This is a genomic window from Tissierellales bacterium (assembly GCA_025210965.1).
GTDB lineage: Bacteria > Bacillota > Clostridia > Tissierellales > JAOAQY01 > JAOAQY01.
Map to the genome: position 1 here is coordinate 1 of JAOAQY010000108.1, position 26,826 is coordinate 26,826.

General features: G+C 32.5%; 20 protein-coding genes. 17 read left to right on the forward strand and 3 right to left on the reverse strand.

Annotated elements, in window-relative coordinates; all coding sequences use genetic code 11:
• The 4 genes from N4A40_08435 to N4A40_08450 form a co-directional block, all read left to right on the forward strand.
• Nucleotides 1-183 (forward strand): transposase (locus tag N4A40_08435; GenBank protein MCT4661872.1); only part of this gene is annotated, 183 nt, incomplete at its 5' end.
• A 168-nt stretch (nucleotides 184-351) separates the two neighbouring features.
• Complete coding sequence (locus N4A40_08440) at nucleotides 352-1,467, forward strand: iron-containing alcohol dehydrogenase family protein (GenBank protein MCT4661873.1); 1,116 nt, start codon at nucleotides 352-354, stop codon at nucleotides 1,465-1,467.
• Nucleotides 1,468-1,801: 334 nt separating this feature from the next.
• Nucleotides 1,802-3,601, forward strand: coding sequence for an aminopeptidase P family protein (locus tag N4A40_08445; GenBank protein MCT4661874.1), 1,800 nt, complete (start codon nucleotides 1,802-1,804; stop codon nucleotides 3,599-3,601).
• Nucleotides 3,602-3,656: 55 nt separating this feature from the next.
• The gene (locus tag N4A40_08450) at nucleotides 3,657-5,036 is read left to right on the forward strand and encodes a peptide MFS transporter (GenBank protein ID MCT4661875.1); all 1,380 of its coding nucleotides are present in this window, start codon (nucleotides 3,657-3,659) and stop codon (nucleotides 5,034-5,036) included.
• A 52-nt stretch (nucleotides 5,037-5,088) separates the two neighbouring features.
• On the opposite strand, the gene hutG is transcribed toward N4A40_08450, so the two are convergent.
• Nucleotides 5,089-6,129 carry a formimidoylglutamase gene (hutG, locus tag N4A40_08455; protein MCT4661876.1) on the reverse strand — a complete coding sequence of 347 codons (1,041 nt, stop codon included), beginning with the start codon at nucleotides 6,127-6,129 and terminating at the stop codon, nucleotides 5,089-5,091.
• Nucleotides 6,130-6,403: 274 nt separating this feature from the next.
• Here hutG and N4A40_08460 point away from each other — a divergent pair, with 274 nt between their 5' ends.
• Genes N4A40_08460 through N4A40_08480 form a run of 5 tightly spaced genes read left to right on the forward strand, consistent with a single transcriptional unit; the run spans nucleotide 6,404 to nucleotide 10,919 of the window.
• Nucleotides 6,404-7,426 (forward strand): molybdopterin-binding protein, encoded by a 1,023-nt coding sequence (locus N4A40_08460; GenBank protein ID MCT4661877.1) that lies wholly within the window; start codon nucleotides 6,404-6,406, stop codon nucleotides 7,424-7,426.
• 23 nt (nucleotides 7,427-7,449) lie between these two features.
• Nucleotides 7,450-8,244, forward strand: a complete 795-nt coding sequence (modA, locus tag N4A40_08465; GenBank protein MCT4661878.1) for a molybdate ABC transporter substrate-binding protein — start codon at nucleotides 7,450-7,452, stop codon at nucleotides 8,242-8,244.
• A 4-nt stretch (nucleotides 8,245-8,248) separates the two neighbouring features.
• Nucleotides 8,249-8,902, forward strand: coding sequence for a molybdate ABC transporter permease subunit (modB, locus tag N4A40_08470; GenBank protein MCT4661879.1), 654 nt, complete (start codon nucleotides 8,249-8,251; stop codon nucleotides 8,900-8,902).
• 50 nt (nucleotides 8,903-8,952) lie between these two features.
• Nucleotides 8,953-10,554: a D-aminoacylase gene (locus tag N4A40_08475; protein ID MCT4661880.1), complete on the forward strand. Its 1,602-nt coding sequence runs from the start codon at nucleotides 8,953-8,955 to the stop codon at nucleotides 10,552-10,554.
• A 23-nt stretch (nucleotides 10,555-10,577) separates the two neighbouring features.
• A complete protein-coding gene (locus N4A40_08480) occupies nucleotides 10,578-10,919 on the forward strand; it encodes a hypothetical protein (protein MCT4661881.1) in 342 nt (113 codons plus the stop codon).
• Between the two features lie 72 nt (nucleotides 10,920-10,991).
• Here N4A40_08480 and N4A40_08485 read toward each other — a convergent pair whose 3' ends face one another.
• Nucleotides 10,992-11,696: a Crp/Fnr family transcriptional regulator gene (locus N4A40_08485; GenBank protein ID MCT4661882.1), complete on the reverse strand. Its 705-nt coding sequence runs from the start codon at nucleotides 11,694-11,696 to the stop codon at nucleotides 10,992-10,994.
• A 142-nt stretch (nucleotides 11,697-11,838) separates the two neighbouring features.
• On the opposite strand from N4A40_08485, the gene N4A40_08490 reads away from it, so the two are divergent.
• From N4A40_08490 to gltB, 4 genes are all read left to right on the forward strand, one after another.
• The gene (locus tag N4A40_08490) at nucleotides 11,839-12,081 is read left to right on the forward strand and encodes a hydrogenase maturation nickel metallochaperone HypA (protein ID MCT4661883.1); all 243 of its coding nucleotides are present in this window, start codon (nucleotides 11,839-11,841) and stop codon (nucleotides 12,079-12,081) included.
• 152 nt (nucleotides 12,082-12,233) lie between these two features.
• Nucleotides 12,234-15,485, forward strand: a complete 3,252-nt coding sequence (locus N4A40_08495) for a DEAD/DEAH box helicase (GenBank protein MCT4661884.1) — start codon at nucleotides 12,234-12,236, stop codon at nucleotides 15,483-15,485.
• 14 nt (nucleotides 15,486-15,499) lie between these two features.
• On the forward strand, nucleotides 15,500-16,132 hold the full coding sequence (ppaX, locus tag N4A40_08500; protein ID MCT4661885.1) for a pyrophosphatase PpaX: 633 nt from the start codon (nucleotides 15,500-15,502) through the stop codon (nucleotides 16,130-16,132).
• Nucleotides 16,133-16,389: 257 nt separating this feature from the next.
• Nucleotides 16,390-20,880, forward strand: coding sequence for a glutamate synthase large subunit (gene gltB / locus N4A40_08505; protein MCT4661886.1), 4,491 nt, complete (start codon nucleotides 16,390-16,392; stop codon nucleotides 20,878-20,880).
• A 16-nt stretch (nucleotides 20,881-20,896) separates the two neighbouring features.
• On the opposite strand, the gene N4A40_08510 is transcribed toward gltB, so the two are convergent.
• Nucleotides 20,897-21,991: a metallophosphoesterase gene (locus N4A40_08510; GenBank protein ID MCT4661887.1), complete on the reverse strand. Its 1,095-nt coding sequence runs from the start codon at nucleotides 21,989-21,991 to the stop codon at nucleotides 20,897-20,899.
• Between the two features lie 121 nt (nucleotides 21,992-22,112).
• Between N4A40_08510 and N4A40_08515 the strand changes: the two genes are divergently transcribed.
• Genes N4A40_08515 through N4A40_08530 form a run of 4 tightly spaced genes read left to right on the forward strand, consistent with a single transcriptional unit; the run spans nucleotide 22,113 to nucleotide 26,826 of the window.
• The gene (locus N4A40_08515; protein MCT4661888.1) at nucleotides 22,113-22,901 is read left to right on the forward strand and encodes a PAS domain-containing protein; all 789 of its coding nucleotides are present in this window, start codon (nucleotides 22,113-22,115) and stop codon (nucleotides 22,899-22,901) included.
• 38 nt (nucleotides 22,902-22,939) lie between these two features.
• Nucleotides 22,940-23,284 carry a hypothetical protein gene (locus N4A40_08520; GenBank protein ID MCT4661889.1) on the forward strand — a complete coding sequence of 115 codons (345 nt, stop codon included), beginning with the start codon at nucleotides 22,940-22,942 and terminating at the stop codon, nucleotides 23,282-23,284.
• 4 nt (nucleotides 23,285-23,288) lie between these two features.
• The gene (locus tag N4A40_08525; GenBank protein ID MCT4661890.1) at nucleotides 23,289-23,780 is read left to right on the forward strand and encodes an ATP-binding protein; all 492 of its coding nucleotides are present in this window, start codon (nucleotides 23,289-23,291) and stop codon (nucleotides 23,778-23,780) included.
• Nucleotides 23,773-26,826 (forward strand): response regulator, encoded by a 3,054-nt coding sequence (locus N4A40_08530; GenBank protein MCT4661891.1) that lies wholly within the window; start codon nucleotides 23,773-23,775, stop codon nucleotides 26,824-26,826. Before N4A40_08525 ends, N4A40_08530 begins: the two co-directional genes overlap by 8 nt.

The window sequence follows — 26,826 nt, forward strand, 5'->3', positions numbered from 1 at the left end:
GAAATACGGATTGTAGATAGGTGGTATCCATCATCAAAACTATGCTCATGTTGCGGGCACATAAAGAAAGACTTAAAACTTTCTGATAGAGTTTATATCTGCAATGAATGTGGTTTAGTTATTGACAGGGATCTACAAGCAAGTATTAATCTTAGAGATGCAAAAACTTACAAAATAGCATGATAAAGCTGTTGTAAGTATGTACGGATGGCTAGTTCGGAATTTACGCCCTCGGAGTGTTATAGCAAATGAGAGTAGTGTACTCCTGCAGTCACAAAATCAGACACGCTGAACAGGGAATAATCTCGATATGGGTAGATTTGTCCATATTTTGAGTAGCAGATGTTTGATATGAAAGCGTTTAACTATTCTATGCCGGTTGAAATTTTGTCTGGTAAAAATATTATTTGTGATAAATATGAGATTTTTGGAAAACATGGCAAACGAGCGATGATTATTACTGGGGGATCTTCTTCGAAGAAAAATGGTTCGCTAAGCGATGTAGAATTTGCTTTGAAAAAGAGTAAAATAGATTATTTTATATTTGATGAAGTAGAAGAAAATCCAAGCATTGAAACAGTCGAGAAAGCAAGGAAATTAGCGCAGAGATTTGATGTTGATTTCATAGTTGGGATTGGCGGAGGCTCACCCATTGATGCTGGAAAAGCAGTGGCTATATTATTAGCTAATCTAGACATGGATGCTAAGGACATATTTGATACTCCAAATTTAAATTCAATACCACTTATAGCAGTTCCGACTACAGCGGGTACAGGTACAGAAGTTACTCAATATGCTATACTTACAGACCATAGAGCGAAAACAAAGAGAAATTTCAATCAGAGTGTATTTCCTAAAGTAGCATTTTTGGATGCTAGCTATTTGATGACAACACCAGATGAAGTTACTATAAATACTTCAATAGATGCACTTTCACATTTGATAGAGGGATATTTGTCATCTAAATCGAATTTCATGAGTGATATATTTGCAAGAGAAGGATTGAGACTGTTTTCAGAAGTAAAAGATAGTATTAAAAAAAGGGCGTTTGATTTTGATGTAAGAGAAAAATTATTATGGATATCGACATTGGCAGGAATAGTAATTGCTCAATCGGGGACATCATTGCCTCATGGAATGGGTTATGCACTCACATATAATAAGGGATTGAAACATGGTATGGCCAATGGGATTCTTTTAGCAGAGTATTTAAATTGTTCAAAATCGCTTTATAAAGTAGAGGATATAATAAATTTGATGAGATTTGCTAGCATAGAAAATTTTGGAATATATTTGAAGAGCTTGTTTGGAGATATTAATTTAGAAATTGATGAAAGTGAATTAAGGGACTATGCAAATTCTATGATGGAGAATAAGGGAAAATTAAAAAATCATCCATTGGATATAAATTTTGACCAAATGTACGATATATATTTTCAGAGTTTAAAAAAATATATAATTAAATAGAAATATAATATTTGCAGGTGCTTTTTTCAAAAATAAGTTTTTAATTTTATTTTTGAAAAAAGCACCTGTTTTTGTATTCAAAAAATTAAATATAAAAGAAAAATGAGCAATAATAATTTAATGGAAATCTAAATAATAATTTCAATATATTAAAAATATGTAATCGGATTAACGGTTGAATTTTTTGAAAATTAATACTATAATTACAGTGAAACTTATAAAATTTCAGTATTATAAAATTTTTTGCAACAGAAAAGTGATAAATGTTATGAAACTGGATGAATAAGGTGGGGTCATATTTTTAGAATTATTATTTGAAAGCGAGGGGAATAAGATGGGCGAAAGTGTAAAAAGTAGAATTTCAAAACTTAGAGAGTTAATGAATCAAAATGGTATGGATGCTTACGTAGTACCGTCAGCAGATAATCATCAAAGTGAATACGTTGGTGAATTTTTTAAGGCTAGAGCTTTTGTAACCGGTTTTACAGGATCAGCTGGAACTGCAGTTATAACTAAAGACGAAGCTGGTCTTTGGACAGACGGTAGATATTTTCTTCAAGCAGAAAAGCAATTAGAGGGAAGTGGTATTAAGCTATTCAAGATGGGAAATCCAGGAGTGCCTACAGTAAATGAGTTTATAGAAGAGAAGATGCCTCAAAACGGGACATTAGGTTTTGATGGAAGACTTATGGCTATGGGCGAAGGCAATGAATTTGTAAAGCAACTCGAATACAAAAATGTAGGTATTGAATATAGCCATGACTTAGTAGATAAGGTATGGGAAAACAGACCAGAGATTGCAAAAGAGCCTGTATTTTTACTTGATGAAAAATATTCAGGGGAATCAAGAGCTTCAAAATTAAAAAGAGTAAGAGAAGTAATGAGAGAGAATAAAGCTAGCCATCATGTAATCACAAGCTTAGATGATATTGCATGGCTATTAAATGTAAGAGGTAGCGATGTTTTGTATTCTCCTTTAGTTCTTTGCTATGCAGTAGTTGGTTTAGAAAGTGTTGAATTATTTATTGATCAAAGTCGTTTGAACAACGAAGTAAAATCATCACTAGATAAAGATAGAGTTACATTAAGACCTTATAACGATATATATGAATATGTAAAATCATTTAATAGTGAAGATGTTGTAATGATAGATCCAGATAGAGTAAATTATGCATTATATAAAAACATACCTACTTCAACTAAAAAAGTAGAGCGTGAGAATCCAACAACACTTTTCAAGGCAATAAAAAATGATATTGAGCTTGCAAATATAGAAAAAGCTCATATAAAAGATGGAGTTGCAATTACTAAATTTATGTATTGGCTAAAGCAAAATGTTGGCAAAAATACAGTAACTGAAATTAGTGCATCTGACAAATTGAGATCATTTAGAGAAGAACAAGAAGGGTACCTATGGGAAAGTTTTGCTCCAATTTGTGCGTTTAAAGATCATGCAGCTATGATGCACTATTCTGCAACACCAAAGTCTGATGTAGAGCTTACAAAGGGACATTTGTTCTTAACTGATACTGGTGGAAACTATTACGAAGGAACTACAGATATTACTAGAACTTTTGCATTAGGCGAAATTTCTAGAGAAGTGAAAAAACACTACACTATAGTAGCTAAGAGTATGATGAGTTTAGCTCGAGCTAAGTTCTTATATGGTTGTAGAGGATACAACTTAGATGTATTAGCTAGAGAGCCAATTTGGAATTTAGATATAGACTACAAGTGTGGAACAGGACATGGTGTTGGATATTTGCTTAATATACACGAAGGTCCAAGTGGTTTTAGATGGCAAGTAGTGCCTTCAAAACATGAAACACATATATTAGAAGCTGGAATGGTAATAACTGATGAGCCAGGAATATATATCGACGGTTCACATGGTATTAGAATTGAAAATGAGCTAATACTTAGAAAAGGTGTAGAAAATGAGTTTGGACAATTTATGCATTTTGAACCTGTGACTTATGCACCTATAGACTTAGATGCTATTGATCCAGCAGAGCTAAATGAAGACGATAGAGCTTATTTAAATAGCTATCATGAGACAGTTTATAACAAATTATCTGAGCATTTGACACAAGAAGAGAGAGAATGGTTAAAAGAATATACAAGAGCTATTTAGAAACTAATTAAGTTATATTCAAATGTTATTCAAAATTTGATTTGGAGGGGAATCTATGTCTAATACAGCAGTAAAAAACAAAAAACCATTTGGATTTTATGTATGCAGTTTAGCATTTACATTTGAGAGAATGGCGTATTATTCAGCTAAATTCTTGATATTTGCTTTTGTTGCTGCAACAATTATTGAGGGTGGACTTGGCCTTACAAAAATAGAAGCAGCAGCGCTTCAGGCAAACCTTGTTGCATTTACTTATTTGGCACCTATAGTTGGTGGATATATTTCAGATAACTATATAGGAGCTAGATATTGCGTTCCAGTCGGACTTATACTTATGGCAGGTGGCTATTTCTTTGGAAGTACAGCTACAAGCGCGGCGGGAATCAATATAATGATAGTATTAGTATCAATTGGTACAGGTTTATTTAAGGGGAATGTATCTGCGATAAGTGGTTATCTCTTTGATAATGAAAAACAGCTGGATTCAGCGTTCTCACTTCAGTACTCATTTGTAAATGTAGGATCGTTTATAGGGACTACGGTAGTGGGGTATTTAGTTACTAGTACATTTGTACATGGCTCAGTTCAAGGTTTTAGACCAGCATTTCAGCTTTGTGCAGCATTTTGTGTGGTAGATGCTATTTGGTTTTTATTAGGAATGAAACATCTAGGAGATATCGGTAAAAGACCATTTAAAGCCGGTAAGCACGTAGAGGGAGAAGTGTCAACAATTGAAAATAAACCTCTTAATACATCAGAGAAAAAGAGAATATTTGCAATTATATTGATTTCATTATTCTCAGTAGTGTTCTGGGTATTTTGGTATTTGACTTATCTTGCAGTCTATGACTATGCAGAGAGTTTTATACAGCTTCAATATGGAAACTTTGAAGTACCTCTTTTATGGTTTGACTCTCTAAATGCATTTGTTTGTATTGCTATGGGTCCAATCTTAGGAGCTCTTTGGTTTAAACTTTCAAAGAGACCACAAGGAGATTTGAGTTTGTTCAAAAAGTTAGCTCTTGGGCTTAGCTTCTTGGCATTTGCATTTTTAACATTAGTTGGTGCTGAAATTTCAAGAGGAGTAGGTGCAGATCCTAGTTCAAAAGCTAGTATAATTTGGATAATTGCATTTGGAATACTATTGACTATTGGAGAAATGCTATTCTCTCCACTTGGAAACTCATTTGTTACAAAATACGCTCCTGCTAAAATGTTTGCACTTTTGATGGGTGTTTGGACATTTGCATCGTTCTTAGCTGGTAGATCATATGCTTGGATTTATGCTATTACGTCAAAAATGCCAATAATGAAAGCGTATACTGTTATTCCGGCGATATTATTTGTTTGCGCGGTATTGTTATTTGTATTCGATAAGAAATTGATGAAATTACTTGAAGAAGATGACAAAAAGAAAGTGAAACAAACAGCATAAAGATAGAAAAGAAACTAGCTGTCACATGATTTTTTCATGTGACAGCTAGTTTTTAAATATCGTATATGATAGAAAGATTGTGCTCTGATGCGAGAGTACTGACTATACTAAATATCAAAACTGCTGCTAAGCTAGCAGTTGAATTATCTAAGTCAAATCTTGGAGAAACTTCAGCTATGTCGAAACTTATGAGTTTTCCTGATTTAACTATGTGTTTGATTAGCTTTATAGCTCTTTCAGGATCAATGCCAAGTGGCTGAGGGGCACTTACTCCAGGTGCATTTGCAGAAGAAAAAACATCAGCACAAATAGTCATATATATATCAGTATTTTGTTTTATAAAATCATCTATTTTTTCTGTAATACCCCATAAATCAGCATTTTGTATATCTTTTGCGAGAAGATATTGAGCACCTAATTTGTGAGCAGTTTTGAATAAATCAACGGTATTTCCACTGCGCTGAATTCCGAGGCAAAGATAATTGTATGGAAGTTGATTTGCAATACAATAGTCAGCAATCTGTCTGAACATAGTTCCAGAAGTTCCGCCATTATTGTAAGGTCTGATGTCAAAATGAGCATCAAAATTTATTATGCCCAATTTACTTTTATCATTATCATTTAGTAAATATTGTTTTAGACCATGATAGTGTCCTAATGCAACAGCATGGCCACCTCCCAAGATTATTGGAAATAAGCCTAAGTTTAAAATACGATTGACCATGTGTGATAAATCTTTTTGCGCCCGTTCTAAATCTTTTCCAAAAGGTATTATATTTCCAGCATCGTATATCTTTAAACTTTTATCAAAAGCACAGGGTCTATTCATAAGTTCTTTTCTTATACTATTCGGTCCATTTGCAGTACCTATTCGTCCCTTATTTCGTTCAACGCCTATATCACTACAAAAACCAATTATGGCGATTCCAAGTTTATGATTAAAGTTTTCTTTTTTTATATTATTCAGATCAATACATTGTACCCATTGATGCCAGCGGAAGGCATCGTAATTATCTTTGCTATCAATTCTGCCCTTCCAAAAAGATTGGGAGATAGTTTCGTATCCTACAGGAAGATTTTCGTTTCTATTCATGATTTAGAGACCTCTTTTCTAAAAAAATTTAAAAATGGTAAACTTAGTCGAAAATATAATAACATGATTTGAAAGATGTGGCTAGCGAAAATTATAGTTTTACATGTAAAAGAATCAAAAGATTGAAAAAAATGTAAAACAGGAGTATTATGAACTTAGGTACTATAAAAAATGTCAATACTAAAATGGGTAGTATTGGTTAAGCTTGGCTTTAGTTTTGGAAAAGATATTTTAGGTATAGTATAAAATGTATTTAAAGAACGGAGGAAGCAGTATGTTTAAGACAGTAAAGGTGGAAGATGCCATAGGGATGGCAATTGCACATGATTTGACGAAGATAGTTCCAAATGAGTATAAGGGGCCTGCATTTAAAAAAGGCCACATAATAAGTAGCGATGATGTACAAAAATTAAAGGATATGGGGAAGTATCATATTTATGTATTAGAAATTGAAGAGGGAGTAATACATGAAAATGAAGCAGCAGATAGAATTGCAGCTTGTGCTGTCGGAAATGGATTGATTTGCAGTAAACCTTCTGAAGGGAAAATTACAATAAAATCAAGTATAGATGGAGTTCTTAAAATAAATAGTGAAGCACTTTTTGAAGTTAATAGCGTGGATCAAGTAATGTTTTCTACTATTCATGGAAATAGTGTGTTAGAAAAAGATAAAAAGGTTGCAGGAACACGAGTAATCCCTCTTGTAATAGATGAAAAACAAATTGAGAAGGTTCAAAATATATGTCGTGAAAAAGGTCCATTAATATGGGCAAGACCGTTTTTAAATAAAAAAGCTGGAATCGTGGTTACTGGAAGTGAAGTATTTGATGGAAGGATAAAAGATAAATTTGGTCCAGTAATGGAAGAAAAATTTAGAAAATTAGGTATAGAAGTTTTAGCTACTGAATATTCAAGAGATGATGCAGAAATGACTGCTGGAAAGATTGAAAATTTAATAAAACAAGGTGCTGAAATAATAATATGTGCAGGTGGAATGTCTGTTGATCCAGATGATTTGACACCAGCAGCTATAAAAGCAGTAAGTGATGAAGTGGTTACTTACGGAGCACCTGTACTTCCAGGGGCGATGTTTATGCTTGCTTATAAAGGGGACGTTGCTATAATGGGTGTACCAGCCTGTGCAATGTTTCACAGGGCAACAGCTTTAGAACTAGTCTTACCACGTATAATTACTGGAGAGCGTATGAGTAAGGGGGATATAGTTCGCATGGGAGAAGGTGGATTTTGTTTAGGATGTGATGTTTGTACGTATCCAGTATGTCCATTTGGAAAGTAATATTATAGTTTTGGAGGATGAAAATGCTTAAATTAAGAAAAATACAGTCTATGATAGTAGCTATGGTGGTATCTGGTGCTGTTCTGACGGGTTGTACAGGGCAGACAGAAGAGGCTGAACTCAGTCAGCTCAATATATTTGCCGCCGCAAGCTTGACCAATGCTTTAGAAGAAATTGAAAAGAATTTTGAAAATAATAATAGTGAGATTGACTTGATATTGAACTTTGGTTCATCTGGTTCGCTTCAAAAGCAAATACAACAAGGAGCACCAGTTGATGTTTTCTTCTCAGCTAGTAAGAAAAAGCTTGAAAGTGTAATTGAAACAGGAGAAATAGAAGCTGATGATGTAGTGGAACTTTTGAAGAACAATTTAGTAGTTATTACACCTTTTACATTGGATTATCTTCCTACTAAACTAGAGGATTTAAGTAGCAAATATATAAGAAAAGTATCGATAGCGGCTCCGGAATCTGCACCAGCAGGAAGATATGCAAAAGAAAGTCTTGAAAAAAGTGGGCTTTTTGAAACGCTGAAGGATAAGATGGTTTATGGGAAGGATGTAAGACAGACATTAAATTATGTTGAAACTGGAGAAGTTGAAGCTGGTATAGTTTACTCAAGCGATGCAGTAGTATTAGATGGAGGAAGTATAGCGTTTGAAATTCCAGAAGAGATGCATTCTGAAATAGTATATCCAGTTGCAACATTAAAGGATTCACCTAATAAAGAGCTAGCTCAGAAATTTTTAGATTATTTGCAAGAAAAGGAATCAGAAGAGATATTTGTTAAGTATGGTTTTAAAGTAAAGGAAGATTAGATTTATGTGGGAGCCTATAATTATTTCTATAAAGACCGCATTTGTAGCAACTATTATAGTACTAATAATAGGTGTGATTTGTGCCTTGATTTCAGTTAATAAAGAATTCAAAGGGAAGGTTGCTTTTGAAACAATTATGACGATGCCATTGGTTATTCCGCCATCGATTACAGGTTATGTATTACTTGTATTATTAGGCAAAAATGGTCCAATTGGAAAAGCAATATTTGAATTAACTGGTCATAGAATAATATTTACGTGGGGCGCTGCGGTTATAGCCGCTGTAGTTGTTTCACTTCCACTAATGTATCAGAGCATAAGGGCATCCTTTTTATCTGTAGAAAAAGCATATTTTGAAGCTGCTAAGTTAGTTGGGGCTAATAACAGACAATGTTTTTTTCACGTTATGTTGCCATTGTCATTTAGAGGCATTTTGGCGGGAACAGTCCTATCGTTTTGTCGTGCTATGGGTGAATTTGGAGCAACACTTATGGTTGCTGGAAATATTCCGGGGAAAACTCAAACTATACCTATTGGAGTTTATTTTGCTGTTGAAGCAGGAGATTGGAATAAAGCAAATTTATTATTAGCTGTAGTTGTAATATTTAGTTTTGGAGCAATATATACTATTGATTATTTTAATAAAAAAGTAAAATAAAAATGAAAGGGAAAACTACTTTGGAAGTTAGTAAGTAGCTAGACAAGAAAATGTTAGATTTGCTAATTAAAAATGGAAAAATAATAGATGGAACAGGAAGTAAAGCTTATAAAGCTGATATTGCTATAAAAATGGGCAGAATTTTAGATATTGGAGAGAAAATTGAATACAAAGCAAAAACAACAATAGACGCGTCCGGTTTGATTGTATCACCGGGTTTTATTGATGTTCATAGCCATAATGATTTGGTTCCATTTATGGAAAAAGATATAAAAGATTTGAAGATTGGTCAAGGAGTTACCACTGAACTTGTTGGACAGTGCGGATTAGGTGTAGTACCATGTGTAGAACCTAACGATATTACTTGGAAAAATTATATAAGTGGTGTAGTTGGCAAAACAAAATTTCCTTTTGCATTTGATACATTGGATAATTATTTCAAAAAAATAGAATCAGTTGGTTTGAGAAATAATGTTAGTGCATTAATATCACATGGTGCTATTCGATGCAAAGTGATGGGATTTTCTGATAGAGAGGCAACTCCATATGAGGTACAACTCATGAGCAAATTTGTTGAAATAGCTATGAAAGAGGGAGCATTTGGAATGTCACTGGGGCTTCAATACATGCCAGGAATAGTTAGTGGTAAGGATGAATTAGTTGAATTGTCAAAAATAGTTGCAAAATATGATGGTGTTGTCATGGTCCATCTTAGAAACCATAATAATACAATATTAGAGGCTCTTGATGAAATGATTGATGTAGCAAAGGGTTCAGGTGTCAGTTTACACATATCACATATGAGATCGTACAATTCAAGAGAATTGGGATGTATAGCAGAAGATTTAATAGAAAAAGTTGAAAATGCACATAAAAATGGAGTGAAAATTAGTTTTGATGAACACTTGTATCTATCTGGTAGTACTTTAATGAGTCAATTGTTACCGCCTTGGGCGACCGCTGGTGGTAGTTCTGATATGCGATTTAGATTTGAGGATGAGAGAAATAGAGAGAGATTGAAATTAGAACTTGAGGATAAAAATACAAGTTACAGTGGCTGGGATAACTATTCATATATAACAGGTTGGGATGGAGTCCTCATTACTGCTGTTAAACTTGAAAAAAATAAGAAATACCAAGGTAGAACGGTTGGCGAAGTCGCTCGTGAATTAAATATTTCGCCGATAGACTTTGTAATTGAGTTGTTAATTGAAGAAGATATGGGTGTCGCTATAGTAACACTAGACGTATTTTCAGAAGAAGATACGATAAAATTGATAAAACATCCACTCCAAATGGTAGGTTCAGATAGTATACCAGCAGGGACACCACATCCAAGGTTATACGGAAATTTTCCTATGTATATAGGTAAGTTTGTGAGGGAGAAGAAAGCCATATCAATTGAAGAGGCAATATATAAGGCAACCTATTATCCGGCTAAGACATTTGGATTTGAAAATATTGGACGAATAGCACCAAACTATAATGCTGATATAGTTATATTTGATTATGATAAAATCAAAGGATATGAAGATTACTTCAATCCTAGAAAAGTACCTGAAGGAATAGAGCATGTTATAATTAATGGTAAAATAGCTATTATAGATGGTATTATGTGTGAAAATTTTGATGGAAGGGTATACAAGAAATAATCAATGTAAGAAAGGGTGGCGTGATGGAATACAATGCTTATGGTCTGAATGTGAAAAGTGATTTTGATGTAAAGAGAGCTAGAGAGTGGGATTGTGATGAAGATTTGTTAGTTATATTGGATGACAGATGTGTCAACTTGAAAATTGAAGGAGTTGAGATGCAGATTTTATCTAGAATACAATTGCCAAAAGTTCGAGAAATTATGATCAGGCATTGTAAGAGTGATTTATCAAATATAGCTACAATTCATTTCTTAGGAGACGATGGTTTAGATTCTACTATGATGAATTTTGAAATTGATTATAGTGATAAATGTATAGAAATTATAGATAAAGAATTTTTTGTAGAAATGAATATAAAGTAGAAGTGATTATACGTTGAACCTATGCTTAAAGCTGATATATTGGTTCAACGTATTTTATTATTTGGATGAAGTTTAATTGTCTATTGTCGAACAAATGCTTTTAATTTTTTCAATACTAAGCAGTTTAAAAGCATTTCTATCATAATCTATGAGATTATCATCTTTCATTTTCATAAGTTCTCTAGAAAGAGAGGGACGAGAAACATTTAAAAATTCAGCTAATTCAGATCGATTAAGAGGTATTATGAATTGATTTGATTGATGCTTTCTATAAAATTCAAGAAGATAGTTGCAAATTTTAGTTCTAAGATTTTTCATTGAGAGATAATCTATTTTTTTATTCAACTTTAGTGCTTTCTGAGAAACTATTTTTAACATATTTTGAATTAACGTCTTATGCCCAATACACATATTAGGACAATTTCCTATAATCTTTTCTGTTGGCAAAAATAATATTGTGCAATTAGTCGATGCAATTACAGTTGCTGGCCATTTATTTTGATTTGAGAAAGCTATTATTTCTCCAAACATTTGTCCGGATTTTAATTTAGATATTATTATTCTATCGCCTGCAAAATTTTCCTTTGTTACAACAACCTCTCCTTCAACTAATATTCCGATACCAGAAAATTCGCTGCCAGCTAGGGTTATTATTTCCTTTTTTTTATAATTTGCTATAGAAGGATGTAAACACAATAGCATTCGATTCAGTTCACTAGATTCAATATTGTAAAAAAGAGCAACTGTTTTTAGGGTGTCTAACCATTTGTCGTACATAAGAGCCTCCTGTAAATATTATTTGTATATTAATACTATCACATTGTAATCTAAAAAGGGGAAAATACTGTAACATAGGTTACCGATAATATTAGAAAAATATTATATGATTTAGAAAAGATTAATAAAAGGAGGTTTTAACATGCACGATGGTTGTTCAGCTAGTTTTAGTTCAGGAAAAGAAGTAGTAGATAAAGTCAGAATGATGGGGTTTGACAAACAATTAATGCCAATGCCACTTATTATAATATGTAAAAATTGTAGTTCGGAATTCGAAATGACAACATATGAACATACTTGTCCTAAATGTGGAATGGTTCATGGTGTAACTCCATGTCATGCGTTTGATCCTGAGAATGTTCAAGCGGCAGGAATAGAATATTAATACGATAGTAAGAAACGAGTAAATTTTAGATTCTATAAAAATTTCTCGTTTTTTATTTTTGATAGACTTTTATTTTGAATAATCTACATATTAATTTATAGAAGTGATATAATTAAATGATAAGTATTTTTTGATAAATTCGAGGTGGGGAAATGTTTAAAATAGATAGTGATTTAGTGGAACAAGAGGCAGCCACAGAAGCTGTTTATCAACGGGGAAAATTGTATTATAGTAAGGATAGAATAAGATCACTGAGATGGAATCATGCGGAAAAATGCATAACTGGAGAAGTCAGAGGAGTATCGGGAATTTATGAGACGAATGTTTGGTTTGAGCCAAATGGTAATTTTCATAGAGTAAATTGTACTTGTCCAGCTTTTCATAAGTTTGATGGTTTATGCAAACATTTAGTGGCAACGCTTATTGCAGCTAAGGCACATGAAAAGGCTATTGGAAAATTAGTACATACTGATAAGGCGGAAAAAAAATCAGAAGATATAATAAATGTTAACGATGAATTTTTTAAATCTGTAGACAAGTATTACAGAAAACCTACAGAGCTTTTGAATTTAGAAGTAACATATATTGCAAATCATAATGCATCTAAGACAGAACTTGAGCACTTCTTGAAATTCAGAATCGGACAAGAAAGACTCTATGTAATTTCAAATATAAAAGAATTTTTAGATAGTGTTGACAGAGGCGATAGAATAAATTTTGGCAAACAATTTGAATTTGTACCTGATAAGCATAAATTTTCTAAAATAGATTTAGAGCTAATGCAATTTTTGAGAAAACTTCAAAATATAGAAAATTCATTTTTTGAGAGCACGTATTATAAAAGTGAACCCAAAAGTTTATTTGTCGGAAAAGAACTTAAAATTCCAAATGGTTTTGTAAATGAATTATTTGGGATACTTGAGAAAAAGAAATTTATAGCTGAAATCTTGGGTGAAACATATATTAGTAGGCATATAGAAGAGGCTTACGTGCCAATTAATGTTGAAATTATTCAGGCTAGTAATAAATTAATTGCAAAGTCTATGTGTAATACTAATTTTGTATTTTTATCAGATGATGGTAAATATTTATTGTTAGGTGAAGATATAGTGATGCTATCAAGGAGGCAACAAGAATTCATGCCTATTGTTCTAAAACTATTTGATAGAACGCTTACTAGTGTTATCAAAAATGAATATATAGAAAGATTTTTTTCACAGGTTATTCCATGTATACAAAAGATTTGTAGTGTGAAAATAGGTGGAAAAGTTAAAGACAGAATAGTTGAGACAGATCTTGAAACAAAAATATATCTAGATGTTAGTGGTAAAAATGTAACTGCTATACCTATATTTAAGTATGATGATTATGAAATCAACCCATTTTTAGATAGAACGGAGTATAAAGAAGAGACAATAATAGTTAGAGATGTACTTGGTGAAAAAAAAGTAATAGCAGAAATAGAGGATATGAATTTTAATAAAAAGAAAGAAGCGTATAGATTGTCAACGGAAGAAAAAATATTTGATTTTGTGTACAATGATCTTAGTAAACTACAAGATTTTGCCAAAATATATTATTCAGATGCATTCAAAAAAATGAAAATTAGAAACCCTAAAGAGTTTAAATCAGGAGTTAGTCTGAATCAAGAGTCAGATTTGTTAGAATTTACATTTGAGCATGAAGCATTTGGTCCGGATGAGTATTCAAAAGTATTAAATGCAATAAAACAGAAGAAGAAGTTTTATAGATTAAAAGACGGATCATTTTTGCCACTAGAGAGTTTTGAATTAAACTCAGCTATGTCAATTATGGAAGATTTAGGGATAGAACAATTAGAAAATGCGGTAGTCAAATTACCAAAATATCATGCGATGTTTTTGGGACAAAAACTAAAAGAATATGAGATAAAGCAGATTGAAAAGGATGCGTTGTTTAACAATTTTGTAGAAAAATTGTCAAATTCACATGAAGTAGATTATACTATGCCAAAAAATTTAAATGGAGATTTGAGAGATTATCAAAAAAAGGGATTTAAGTGGTTAAAAACGCTCGCTAGCTATGGTATGGGGGGAATACTAGCTGATGATATGGGGCTAGGAAAGACTATACAAGCCATCGGTTTTTTGCTTTCAGAAAAAGAAAGAGCTACTAAGATAAAAACTTCATTAGTAGTAGCGCCTACGTCGCTAGTGTATAATTGGGAAGCTGAATGCAAGAAATTTGCACCAAATTTGAATGTAGGACTTCTAATTGGTACTAAAGCGAATAGAAGAAAAGAAATGAATAAAATGAGTGAATATGATCTAATGATTACATCATATGGTCTTATTAGAAGAGATGTTGATTTATATAGTGATAAACAATTTGAATACTGCTTTTTAGACGAGGCGCAGCATATTAAAAATCCTTATTCTAAAGGTGCTAAAGCGGTTAAACAAATCGATGCAAAAAACAGATTTGCATTAACGGGGACGCCTATGGAGAATAGTTTGTCGGAGCTATGGTCTATATTCGATTTTATAATGCCAGGTTATCTCTCAACACATTCAAAATTTGTAGAGAAGTATGAAGGACCTATTGTTAAGAAGCAAGATAAAGAAGCTATGACACTCTTAACGAATCAAATAAAACCATTTATAATGAGAAGAATGAAGAGTGAAGTATTGCTTGAGCTTCCAGAGAAAATAGAAACTCAGATAACTACAGAGCTTACTCAAGAACAAAAGAAAGTTTATATGGCATTTTTGAAGCAAGCTAAAGGTGAAATGTCTCAGGAAATAAAGGAAAATGGTTTGGCTAAAAGTCATATAAAAATACTGACATTGCTTACGAGATTACGTCAATTATGTTGCGATCCTAATGTGTTTTTAGAAAATTACTCTGGTGGAAGTGCTAAAATGGATTTGCTAGAGGAGATAGTAGCTGAAGCTATAAGTGGAAATCATAGAATGCTTATATTTTCACAATTTACCAGTATGTTAGATGAGATTGGAGAGAGACTTCAAGGGATGAATATAGATTATTTTAGACTAGATGGATCTACTCTTATGAAGAGAAGAGGCGATATGGTAAATTCATTTAACGATGGAGAAAATTCTGTATTTTTGATATCATTGAAGGCAGGTGGAACTGGTTTAAATCTAACTGGAGCAGATATGGTTATTCATTTTGACCCTTGGTGGAACCCAGCAGTTGAAGAGCAGGCAACAGATAGAGCTTATAGAATGGGTCAAAATCAAAAAGTTCAGGTTTTGAAGTTAATTGCAAAAGGTACTATTGAAGAAAAAATAGCAAAACTTCAAAAAAAGAAAAAAGAGATGGCTGAAGCGGTTCTTAAGCCTGGTGAAAATATGCTTTCGAAAATGACAGAAGAAGAGATAAAAGAATTATTTGATATGTAAATGGAGGAATGATTGTGATAAAAGCAGTACTATTTGATTTGGATGGAACACTTATAAATACGAATGAATTGATAGTAAATACATTTCAATATATATTTAAAAAACACTTAAATATTGATGTCGATAGAAAAGAGATCACAGATAACTTTGGAGAGTTATTGAGTGATACTATAGAGAGATATGCTCCAAATGATGTAGAATTTATGGTGAAAAAATATAAAGAGTATAATGAGATTATGCACGATGAGCTTACGATGCCTATAATAGGTGTTAAAGAGGGCATCAAAAAACTTAGAGATAGTGGTTATAAAATGGGAATTGTAACTTCTAAGAGAAGGGCTATGACAGAAAAGGGACTTAGACTTTTTGATTTATACGATGATATGGATGTCATAGTCACGCCAGAAGATACGAAGAGACATAAGCCAGAGGCTGATCCGATACTCAAAGCATGTGAGTTACTAAAATTAAACGTTGATGAAGTAATAATGGTTGGAGACACTCATAATGACATACTTGGAGGGAAAGCAGCCAAATGTAAAACCTGCTTGGTTAGATATACTGGGGCTCCGTTAGATAAACTTTTGGAATTAGAACCAGATTATGTGATAGATAGTATAGATGAAGTTTTGGATATAATAAAATAATAAAAAGACATGTTGTGTGTATTGTAACCTTCGGAGTATAATCCGTCTAATGAATTAGATTTAGATAAATTTACTCTGAAGGTTTTTTTTGTTTTCTGCAAGAAAATATAACAGGCAATCGGTTTCTTGTAAGAAAACATAGTGAAATACGCTTTAATTCATTTGTGAACATTGAAAAAATACATAATACGTGCTATAATCTTGCACAATACAAAAAATTCTGAAAATATAATTAGGGGTTATTATATTTAGAAAGCATGATTGAAAGGATGCGAAATGTTATGGATTTAAATGGATTACCAAAAAAACAAGGATTATATAATTCATCATGGGAACATGATAATTGTGGAGTTGGTTGTGTGACAAGTATCAAGGGGGAGAAAAGTCATACTATACTTAATAAGGCACTTGAAGTGCTTAAAAATTTGAAGCATAGAGGAGCAGTTGGTGCTGATGAAACCACTGGAGATGGCTCTGGAATAATGGTACAGATACCACATGAATTTTTAAAAGGTGAGACTAAAAAAATAGGATTTGAACTGGGAATGGAAGGAAACTACGCAGTTGGAATGTTATTTTTACCGAGATTTCCTAGCGCTAGAGTTTTTTGCGAAGGTGTATTTGAAAGAGTTGTCAGAGAGGAGAATCAATTACTGATAGGTTGGCGAGAAGTGCCAGTAGATGAGCGTGAATGCGGAGAGTCTGCAAGAGCAACAAGGCCTGTAGTAATGCAGGTTTTTATTGATAAAAATGGGCAAAGTGATGATGAATTTGAAAGAAAACTTCTGATAGTTAGGAAAAGAGTTCAGCGTGAGATTTTAGAAAGTAAACGTCAATATGTTACAAATTTTTATGTATGTAGTTTATCGAATAAAACAATTGTTTACAAGGGGCTTGTTTTAGGTTATAAATTAGGATTGTTTTATAGAGATTTGCAAAACTCTAATTTCAAAACGGCAATAGCAATAGTTCATGAAAGATATAGTACGAACACATTTCCTTCATGGCAGTTAGCTCAACCTTTTAGATATTTAGCACATAATGGTGAAATTAATACAATTAGAGGAAATGTGAATTGGATGAATGCACGAGAGGGTGTTATGTATTCAGGAGTATTTGGTGAAGAGTTTGAAAAGACACTACCTATAATAGAGCCTGGTGGTAGTGATTCTGCATCATTAGACAATGCACTAGAGTTATTTAAGACCAATAATCATCCAATGGAACGAGCTATGATGATGTTGATGCCACAGGCTTGGCAACAAGATGAAAATATGGATAAAAATCAAAAGGGATTTTATGAATATTTTGCAAGGCTTATGGAACCTTGGGACGGTCCGGCGACTGTAATTTTTAGTGACGGAATAAAGGTAGGTGTTACATTAGATAGGAATGGACTTAGACCAGCAAGGTATTTGATTACAGATGATGAGGTGTTAATTGTAGCGTCAGAAGCTGGTGCTGTAGATATAGAATCTCAGAAAATAGTTAAAAATGGTTTGGTTGAGACTGGAAATATGATATTAGTTGATACATTAGAAAAACGTTTAATTTCTGATTCTGAAATAAAATCATCGACTAGTTCATCGATAGATTTTCAAAAATGGATTAGCGAGAACAAACTAACGCTTGAAGATATAAAGGCACCATATGAGATAAAAAAAATGAGAAGAGAGACAATTGCATTTAAAGAACAAATTTTTGGATATACAAAAAATGAAATAAATACAATTATAAAACCAATGATAGAGAATGGAAAAGAACCCATTGGTGCAATGGGCATGGATTTACCAATTGCTATTTTATCAAATAATCCACAATTATTATTTAATTATTTTAAGCAGACATTTGCTCAGGTCACCAATCCTCCTATTGATCCAATTAGAGAAAAAATGGTTATGTCACTTACTCAGTATATAGGTGGGCACGAGAAGTTATTAGATGAGATAGAGATAGAGAAGACACATAAATATATAGAAATAGAAAGACCTATATTGAGCAATTATCAGATAGAGGATATTAGGCATTTACAGAATGAATTCAAGGCAACAACCATACCTATAAGTTTTCAATTAGATCAAAAGGAAGGTCTTAGAAAAGCATTAGATGCACTTTGTAAAAGAGCAGAATTAAGTGTTAAAGATGGATGTAATTTAATTATATTGAGTGATAGAAACTGTGGTAGATATGATGCTCCGATGCCTAGTTTGCTAGCACTTGGAGCGGTTCATCATCATCTAATTAGAAAGAAACTTAGAACGTCAGTTGATTTGATTGTTGAAACTGGAGAAGCAAGGGATGTCATGCATATGGCATTATTGATTGGATATGGTGCTAAGGCTATAAATCCATATATGGTACATGAGATGATAAGAAATCTTTTTGAAGAGGGGAATTTGTCTGATGAAATTGATAGTGTTGAAGATGGATTTGAGAACTATTGTAAGGCGATTTCATCTGGAATATTGAAAATACTTTCTAGAATGGGAATTTCGACATTACAAAGTTATACTGGAGCACAGATATTTCAAATAATTGGATTAAACCAAGATCTTGTAAATCAATATTTTTCAGATACACCAACTAGATTATCGGGACTTGACTTAAATAAAATAGCAGAATCAATAATTGCTAGGCAGAAAAAAGCATATAGAAATAAAGCTATTGGTATAATGAAAACGGAAGATAAGATTGGAGAAAATGAGAGCAGATTACTAGAAAAAGAAGCAGTAAATAGGTTGAGACAGGCTTCTAAAGATAAGGATTATTATATATATAAAGGATATGCAAAGCTCGTAAATGAAGAAAATGAGAATGTAAAAACTATAAGGGGGTTACTAGACTTTAAGAAACGTGAATCTATTAGTTTGGAGGACGTAGAATCAGTTGATGAAATTGTAAAAAGATTTACTATAGGTGGAATGTCATTTGGTTCTCTTAGCAGAGAGGCTCATGAAACTATAGCTTTAGCGATGAATTCTATTGGAGCTCGAAGCAATTCAGGAGAGGGGGGAGAGGATCCTAAAAGGTATATAAAAGATGGGAAAGAAGTATCTAAAAATAGTGCAGTAAAACAAGTTGCATCGGGACGATTTGGAGTAACAGCCAATTATTTGGTAAATGCAGAAGAGTTGCAAATAAAAATGGCGCAGGGAGCTAAGCCAGGAGAAGGCGGTCATTTGCCAGGAGAAAAAGTTAGCGATGAAATTGCAAAGGTGAGACATGCAGTGCCTGGAATAGACTTAATTTCACCGCCTCCACATCATGACATTTATTCAATAGAGGATTTGGCACAGCTAATATTTGATTTGAAAAATATAAATCCGAAAGCTGATATAAATGTAAAGCTAGTAGCTGAAGCTGGAGTTGGAACAGTAGCAGCAGGTGTTGCTAAGGGATTTGCAGATGTGATAATGATAAGTGGGCACGACGGAGGAACTGGTGCATCACCTATAAGTTCAATGAAGTATGTTGGTATGCCTTGGGAATTGGGATTAGCTGAAACGCAGCAAACGCTTTTATTAAATGATTTAAGAAGTAGAGTTAAATTACAAGTTGACGGCAAATTAAGATCTGGTAGAGATGTAGTTGTGGCGGCACTATTGGGTGCGGAAGAGTATGGATTTGCAACTACAGCCCTTATTTCACTTGGGTGCGTATTTTGTAGAAAATGTCATCTAAATAAGTGTCCTGTTGGAATAGCAACTCAAGATATAGGTAGACGTAAAAAATTTAGAGGAAAACCAGAAGATTTAGTAAGTTATTTAAAGTTTATGGCACAAGAAACAAGGGAAATTATGGCAGAACTTGGTTTTAAAAACATTGAGGATATGATTGGTAGAGTAGACGTGCTAAAGCCCAAATCAGATATAGAGAACATAGATGTTTCGTCGGTATTATATATGCCTGAATTGCCTTCTAGAATCAAAATGCATAAAGTGTTTAATCAGGAACATAAAATAGAAAATGTGCTTGATGTAAGTGTTTTAGACAAATTGAATGAGGCAATAACTGCTAGTAAGAAAATGAAAATAGAGTGCAATATAAAAAATACAGACAGGTCAGTCGGAGCTATGTTGAGTGGTAAAATAGCTAGTATATATGGAGAAGAGGGTCTTAAGGAAAATACTTTTGACATTGAGTTTAATGGATCTGCTGGTCAGAGCTTTGGCGCATTTTTGGTCAATGGAGTCAAATTTAAACTTGTCGGAGAGGCAAATGATTACGTTGCCAAGGGATTATCAGGTGGTAAAATAGTTATAGTACCGCCTGATAATAGAAAATTTATAGCAGAGGATAATGTAATTGCTGGCAATACGATATTGTATGGGGCTACAGCTGGAGAAGTATATATAAATGGACGAGCTGGTCAAAGGTTTGGTGTTCGAAATAGTGGCGCAATAGCCGTTGTTGAGGGAATAGGTAACCATGGATGTGAGTATATGACTGGTGGAATAGTTGTGGTTCTAGGTAGAGTTGGGAAAAATTTCGGAGCTGGAATGAGTGGTGGAGTTGCATATATATACGATCAAGATGGCGATTTTAGAAAGTATTGTAACAATGATATAGTTGAGATTAAAAATTTAAATAGTGAGGAATATGATGAACTGAAACATATACTAGAGAACCATAAAGTATATACAAATAGTGAAAAAGCAAAAACTATACTAAAAAAATGGGATGAAAATAAAAATTGCTTTTTGAGGGTAGTATCACCAGTTTATGAGCAAAAACTTAAAGATATTTAATAAAAAAAGAGCAGCTTTATAGCTGCTCTTTTAATATCCATCCAAATTCATTGTCATGCTTTATGAGAACGCAATCATCATAAGTTTTGCAAACTTCAACGACTTCACCAGGATTTAGATTGAAGAATTTGTTTACATATATAGTTTTTAAGCTAGTTTCACGTCCGTTGTTCTCTAGAAGAGAATTGAAAACTGACAGGTATTGATTTGTTTTTTTATGTTTGCAAAGAGAAATTCTATCTCCTTTTTCTATGACTTCAACTTCAAAATTTGGATAATTAACTATGATAGTTTTTTCTTTTTTAAATTTATGCCCTCGATTTATAGTTTTTAATTCAAAATCATTTTGTTGTAGACAATCGTAGTGAATTTGACCATTTTTTTTCTCTATTATAAAGGCATTTAATTCACCAGATGTTTTGACGCCTAATCCACCGTCTATAGTTATTATATTTTTTTGAGTATTAAAAAGAGGCAGATTGGTTAGTATAGTGTGTCTTAGGTTACTTGCAGGCCAGTGACCAACTACAACCATTTTGTTATTTATACCACTAACCTTATTGTAATTATCGTATTTTAAGAATCTTCCCTCGTCTTCTGGCAATTTGAAAGCGGGATCATATCCGCCATGTACAAATATGAATTCATCAAAATTAACCATTACAGGCAGTGAATTTATAAATTCAAGTGTTTCAAAATGATGATCAAAAATATTTTTTTGGAACGCTATACCTGAGGTACAATTTTGAAAGTCAAAATTAGATAATTGTACGAAGTCATCTATGATAGTTTTATAGTGAGGCGCTTTAAAGTGCTCTAGAAAGACATCAGCTCTTTTTTTATCTTTTAAACTATTGTATATAAAGGATTCGTGATTTCCTTTGAGTATTATTGTGTTAGGTCTAGTGCTTAGATTTTTTATAAAAGAGTAAGTTTCGTAACTATTAGGTCCTCTATTTATAAAATCACCTATAATTATTAGATAATCACTTGACTTTAAAGACAGCTTATCAATAAGTTTTTTAAAATGATCAAAGTGACCATGTATATCACTTATAGCTACTATTTTATAGTTATCTTTGCAGTCTATATTGATAATTTTATTGCTCATGTTTCAGCCTCCTATGAGTATAATTACTATGATTATAACATATTAATCGGGGTATAAGGGAATCGATTGCGATTATAATTTTTTTCGAAATACAGTGTTTTATTTATTGGGGAGGGGTTTTATGAAAATTGATAAAGAATTGCAAAAAAAATTGAAAAAGCAAATTTTAGAGCAAATACCAGCACCGGTAATGGCAGTTAACAATGATTTTGATATATTGTACATAAATGATAAAACGAGAGAGTTATTAGATAGAGATGATGATGATATTATAGGAAAAAAATGTAGTAAATTATTTAATTCGACGCATTGTGGCGGTAATTGTTGTATGAAGCAAGCTATGAAAGAGCTGAAAACTTGTTCTAGTAGAAGTGAGATAAGGATAGATGGTAGAGATGTTCCGGTGGAATGTTATGCCGTTCCTTTAAAAAATGAAAGTGGGGAAGTAATAGGGGGATTGGAGTTTATACTAGATATAACTGAGCAGTATAAATACGAGCAGAGACTCAAAGAACAAAGTCATACCATAAGAGAGATGTCTACTCCAACTATTAAACTTTGGGAGGGGGTACTTGTACTACCTGTAGTTGGGGTAGTTGATTCTGTGAGAGCACAATATATGATGGAGAGTATATTAGAAAAAATTGTTCAAACATATGCAAAAGTGATAATACTAGATATTCAAGGTGTAGCTGCAGTTGATACGGCAGTTGCAAATCACTTAATAAAAATAACAAATGCGACCAAATTGATGGGTTGTCAGTGTATAATGTCTGGAATTTCGCCAGCGGTAGCTCAAACTATAATACATTTAGGCATTGATATGCATGGAATTTGCACCAAAGCAACACTTAGTGATGCTTTAGAGGAAGCATTTTCAATATTGGATATGAAGGTGGTTTCGAAATAGATTATTAGGAGATGAAAAGGATGCTATTAGATACCTCTATGAAGAAGATCAATGACAAATTGATAGTTTCACTAAAAGCTGATCTATCAGATAGAGATTTAGGGATTATGGTCGGAGAAGTAATAAATAAAGTTGATTCCGAGGGTGTAGATGGAGTAGTAATTGATTTTTCTATGATACGAGTTATTACGGCTTATTCTTATGATATTTTCATGAATATGACAAAAGCAATAAGGCTTATGGGATCAGACGTGGTGTGGGTGAGTCTAAGACCGGGGGTAGTTGTGTCATTGATAGATTTAGACTTAGTTGATTCTATGGCAAATATCAGAACTAGCATGACAGTAGAACAGGGGATTTTATTATTAGAAAAAGGAGTTTAGAACTATGCTAGTAAATGAATTTGATGATAATACTATAAATTCTAAAATTGAACAAAAAGAATATCGAACATTGAACAAAAAGACTATAGATATATTATTTGAAACTGACAATGAGTATGTCATATATTGTGTTAGACAACTATGTAAATCAGTTCCTTTTGAAAAAATGGAATCGACACTTATAGCTACTGCAGCATCAGAATTGGCAACTAATATCATAAGATATGCTAAGAACGGAATTGTAGAGATTAAGGTGATTGAAAATATTGATTCGAAAAACATTGGGATTGAAATTTATGCTCATGATCAAGGTCCAGGTATAGAAAATATAGAGATTGCTATGGGCGATAATTATACTACGTGGAATAATAGTTTAGGATTTGGATTAGCGAGTATTAAAAGGATTATGGATGAATTTTATATCTATTCTAAGGTTGGTAGTGGAACAAAAATTTTAGTGCGAAAATGGAAAGTAGAGAAGGGATTTTATGATTAGATTAGGAGAGCTAAAAATATATGATAGTCATTCACTTATAAATGCTCAATTGAAAATTAGGAGAATATTACCTAAATTAAATTATGTAGAGATATTAGCTGTAAAAATAGAGGCTATAATAGAAAATTTATTTAGAGAAATATTGGGAAGACAAGAAGAAATTGATGCTGAAGTTTTTATAGATAATGATTTTGCTGATAAGAAATTTTTGATTCGAATTGAAGTTAGAGATGAAGAAAACCTGCCTTTTGTGTATTTGTTTGATTTGTTTGAATCAAAAGTGATTGATGGCAAAAAAAATATATATGTAGGATTTGATATAGAAAGTCATAATATATTTAGCGATGAGGCTATAGAGCAAATTAAAACGCAATTTGATATAAAAACAAGATCTGAACTTATGCTAGAGCTAAATCACAAGAATGATCAGCTTGAAAAAAGCGAACAATTTTTACAGTCATTATTGAGCAATATAAAATCTGCTATATATACCAAAAATTTAATTGGAGAATACACATATGTAAATAGTGAATGCGAAAAACTAGTTCAGCGAGAAAAAAAAGATCTCATTGGGAAAACGGACAAAGAGTTATTTGAAAAACAGGTTTGTGAGGAATTGGAAAAAAATGATGAACTAGTTGTAGAAAAGAAGAAGAGCATTACGACTGAGGATAGGATAGTAGATAATCACGGAGATGTATTTTATTTTCTAACTACAAAAGTTCCAATGTTACAAGACAATAAAGTGGTTGGAATATGCTGTATTTCTATAGACATAAGCGAGAGAAAACAAATGGAAGAGGAGCTAGTTATTGCAAAAAGTATTGCAGAAGAAGCTTCGAGAGCTAAGGCAGATTTTCTCGCTAACATGAGTCATGAAATAAGAACTCCTATGAATGCTATTATGGGAATGAGCTATCTTATGCAGAAGACAGATCTTACATCTAAGCAAAAAAATTATTTAGATAAGATATGTAAATCAAGTCAGCATTTATTGGGAATAATAAATGATATTCTTGATTTTTCAAAAATAGAAGCTGGTAAACTAGAGATTGAAAAGATTAAATTCAAGTTAAGTGATGTTTTGGATAATCTAGCTACACTAGTGGGACAAAAATGTTCTGAAAAGGGGCTAGAGTTAGTATTTGATGTGGAACCTAGTTTGTCAAATACATTCTTAGGAGATCCACTTAGATTGGGTCAAATTTTAATTAATTTTACAAATAACGCGGTAAAATTTACAGAAAGTGGACAAATTATAATTAGAATAAGAAAATATTCAAAAAAAGAGAATAAAGAAGTTATAAAATTTGAAGTTGAAGATAGCGGTATAGGGATCAAAAAAGAGCATTTAGCTAGTTTGTTTAAATCATTTCAGCAAGCAGATACATCTACAACTCGTAAATATGGAGGGACAGGACTCGGGCTTGCTATATCGAAAAATTTGGCAGAGTTAATGAACGGTGAAGTTGGTGTTAAATCTGAATATGGAAAGGGAAGTGTATTTTGGTTTACTGCAGAACTTATTGAAGATTATGAAATGAAGGCGATGGATATACTTAAAAAAATGCCGAAAAAATACAGAGTACTTGTAGTAGATGATAATGAAAATTCTAGAGACGTACTAAAAGAGATGCTTTCATATATGGGATGTGTTGTTGAAACTGCAGATTCTGGAGAAATAGCTGTTGAGAAAGTTCGGAGGTATTTAGAAAAAGGAATATTGTTTGATATAGTATATATGGATTTTCAATTAGTAGAGATAAATGGTATAGAGACATTTAAAAGAATAAAAGAAATTACTAAATTAGGTGTACCTAAAGGAATAATGGTAACAAATTTTGGACGTGAAGAAATTATATTAGAAGCTAAAAATACAGGTTTTGAGATGGTTTTAGTAAAACCAGTTAATCCTATTATATTATATGAATCAACTATGGAAGTGTTGGGCATCAAAGAGAAAGACGAGAGAGCGTTTGAAGAGATTGTAGAGGATGGTAGCTCGAAACTTTTAACCAAAAATATAAATGTTTTATTAGTTGAGGATAATGAATTAAATCAAGAAGTAGCAAAGGAAATTATAGAGTCGTTTGGTTTTATAGTTGATATAGCTGAAAATGGCGAAAAATCACTAGATAAAGTGAGTAATAATGACTACGATATAGTTCTAATGGATATGCAGATGCCAGTTATGGACGGTATTAGTGCAACAAAAAAAATAAGAAATGATTTAGGTAAAATAGACATTCCAATTATTGCAATGACCGCTAATGCGATGGAAGAGGATAAAGAAAAATGCAGTTTAGCAGGGATGAATGATCATTTATCAAAGCCTATAAATCCAGAGCATTTATTTGAAATAATAAAAAAATGGTCAAATATCAGTCAAGTTGTGGTGAATGAAAACTTGGAAGATTTAAAAGAACCTTGTAATTTAGAGCATTTATTGCATGTAGATGGACTTGATGCAAAAGCTGGATGTGATAGGGTTATGGGCAAAAAAAAGACTTATATTAGATTACTAAAGAGGTTTGTAGAAGAAGAAGCATTTTCTGTTGATAATATAGAGCATGCTATAGTTAAAAAAGACTATGAAAAAGCTGAATATTTGACACATACGCTTAAAGGCGTGACGGGGAATATAGGAGCAACAAGAATTTTTGAGCTGGTTTTGGATTTTGAAAATACATTGAAAGATCATAAAAATGACAAAACTTTATTTAAAAAGATACCTGAGTTAAAATCGGTATATAACAAGTTAATAAGAGATTTAGATGACATAATGGAAAAAGATTCTGAAGACGAAAAAACTTCTGATATTAGAAGTGCCAAACAAATGGATGATTTGATTTCAAGATATAGAATATTTATTGAAAAAAGGAAGACTAGGGAATGCAAAGAGTTTGCTAAAAAGTGCAAATCATTTATTTGGCCAGAATATATGGCAGAAGATGTTAGTAAATTAGGTAATATGTTAGAGCGCTATAGATACAAAGATGCTCTTGTTCTATGTGATCAATTGGAAGAAAAACTAAGGGAGGCATAG

Coding starts and splice junctions, on each gene's coding strand:
- N4A40_08460 (MCT4661877.1), top strand. CDS start 6,404: ATGTTTAAGACAGTAAAGGTGGAAGATGCCATAGGGATGGCAATTGCA.
- N4A40_08450 (MCT4661875.1), top strand. CDS start 3,657: ATGTCTAATACAGCAGTAAAAAACAAAAAACCATTTGGATTTTATGTA.
- gltB (MCT4661886.1), top strand. CDS start 16,390: ATGATTGAAAGGATGCGAAATGTTATGGATTTAAATGGATTACCAAAA.
- N4A40_08485 (MCT4661882.1), bottom strand. CDS start 11,696: ATGTACGACAAATGGTTAGACACCCTAAAAACAGTTGCTCTTTTTTAC.
- N4A40_08440 (MCT4661873.1), top strand. CDS start 352: ATGAAAGCGTTTAACTATTCTATGCCGGTTGAAATTTTGTCTGGTAAA.
- modB (MCT4661879.1), top strand. CDS start 8,249: ATGTGGGAGCCTATAATTATTTCTATAAAGACCGCATTTGTAGCAACT.
- N4A40_08490 (MCT4661883.1), top strand. CDS start 11,839: ATGCACGATGGTTGTTCAGCTAGTTTTAGTTCAGGAAAAGAAGTAGTA.
- N4A40_08480 (MCT4661881.1), top strand. CDS start 10,578: ATGGAATACAATGCTTATGGTCTGAATGTGAAAAGTGATTTTGATGTA.
- N4A40_08520 (MCT4661889.1), top strand. CDS start 22,940: ATGAAGAAGATCAATGACAAATTGATAGTTTCACTAAAAGCTGATCTA.
- N4A40_08475 (MCT4661880.1), top strand. CDS start 8,953: ATGTTAGATTTGCTAATTAAAAATGGAAAAATAATAGATGGAACAGGA.
- N4A40_08445 (MCT4661874.1), top strand. CDS start 1,802: ATGGGCGAAAGTGTAAAAAGTAGAATTTCAAAACTTAGAGAGTTAATG.
- N4A40_08495 (MCT4661884.1), top strand. CDS start 12,234: ATGTTTAAAATAGATAGTGATTTAGTGGAACAAGAGGCAGCCACAGAA.
- modA (MCT4661878.1), top strand. CDS start 7,450: ATGCTTAAATTAAGAAAAATACAGTCTATGATAGTAGCTATGGTGGTA.
- N4A40_08515 (MCT4661888.1), top strand. CDS start 22,113: ATGAAAATTGATAAAGAATTGCAAAAAAAATTGAAAAAGCAAATTTTA.
- N4A40_08530 (MCT4661891.1), top strand. CDS start 23,773: ATGATTAGATTAGGAGAGCTAAAAATATATGATAGTCATTCACTTATA.
- hutG (MCT4661876.1), bottom strand. CDS start 6,129: ATGAATAGAAACGAAAATCTTCCTGTAGGATACGAAACTATCTCCCAA.
- N4A40_08525 (MCT4661890.1), top strand. CDS start 23,289: ATGCTAGTAAATGAATTTGATGATAATACTATAAATTCTAAAATTGAA.
- N4A40_08510 (MCT4661887.1), bottom strand. CDS start 21,991: ATGAGCAATAAAATTATCAATATAGACTGCAAAGATAACTATAAAATA.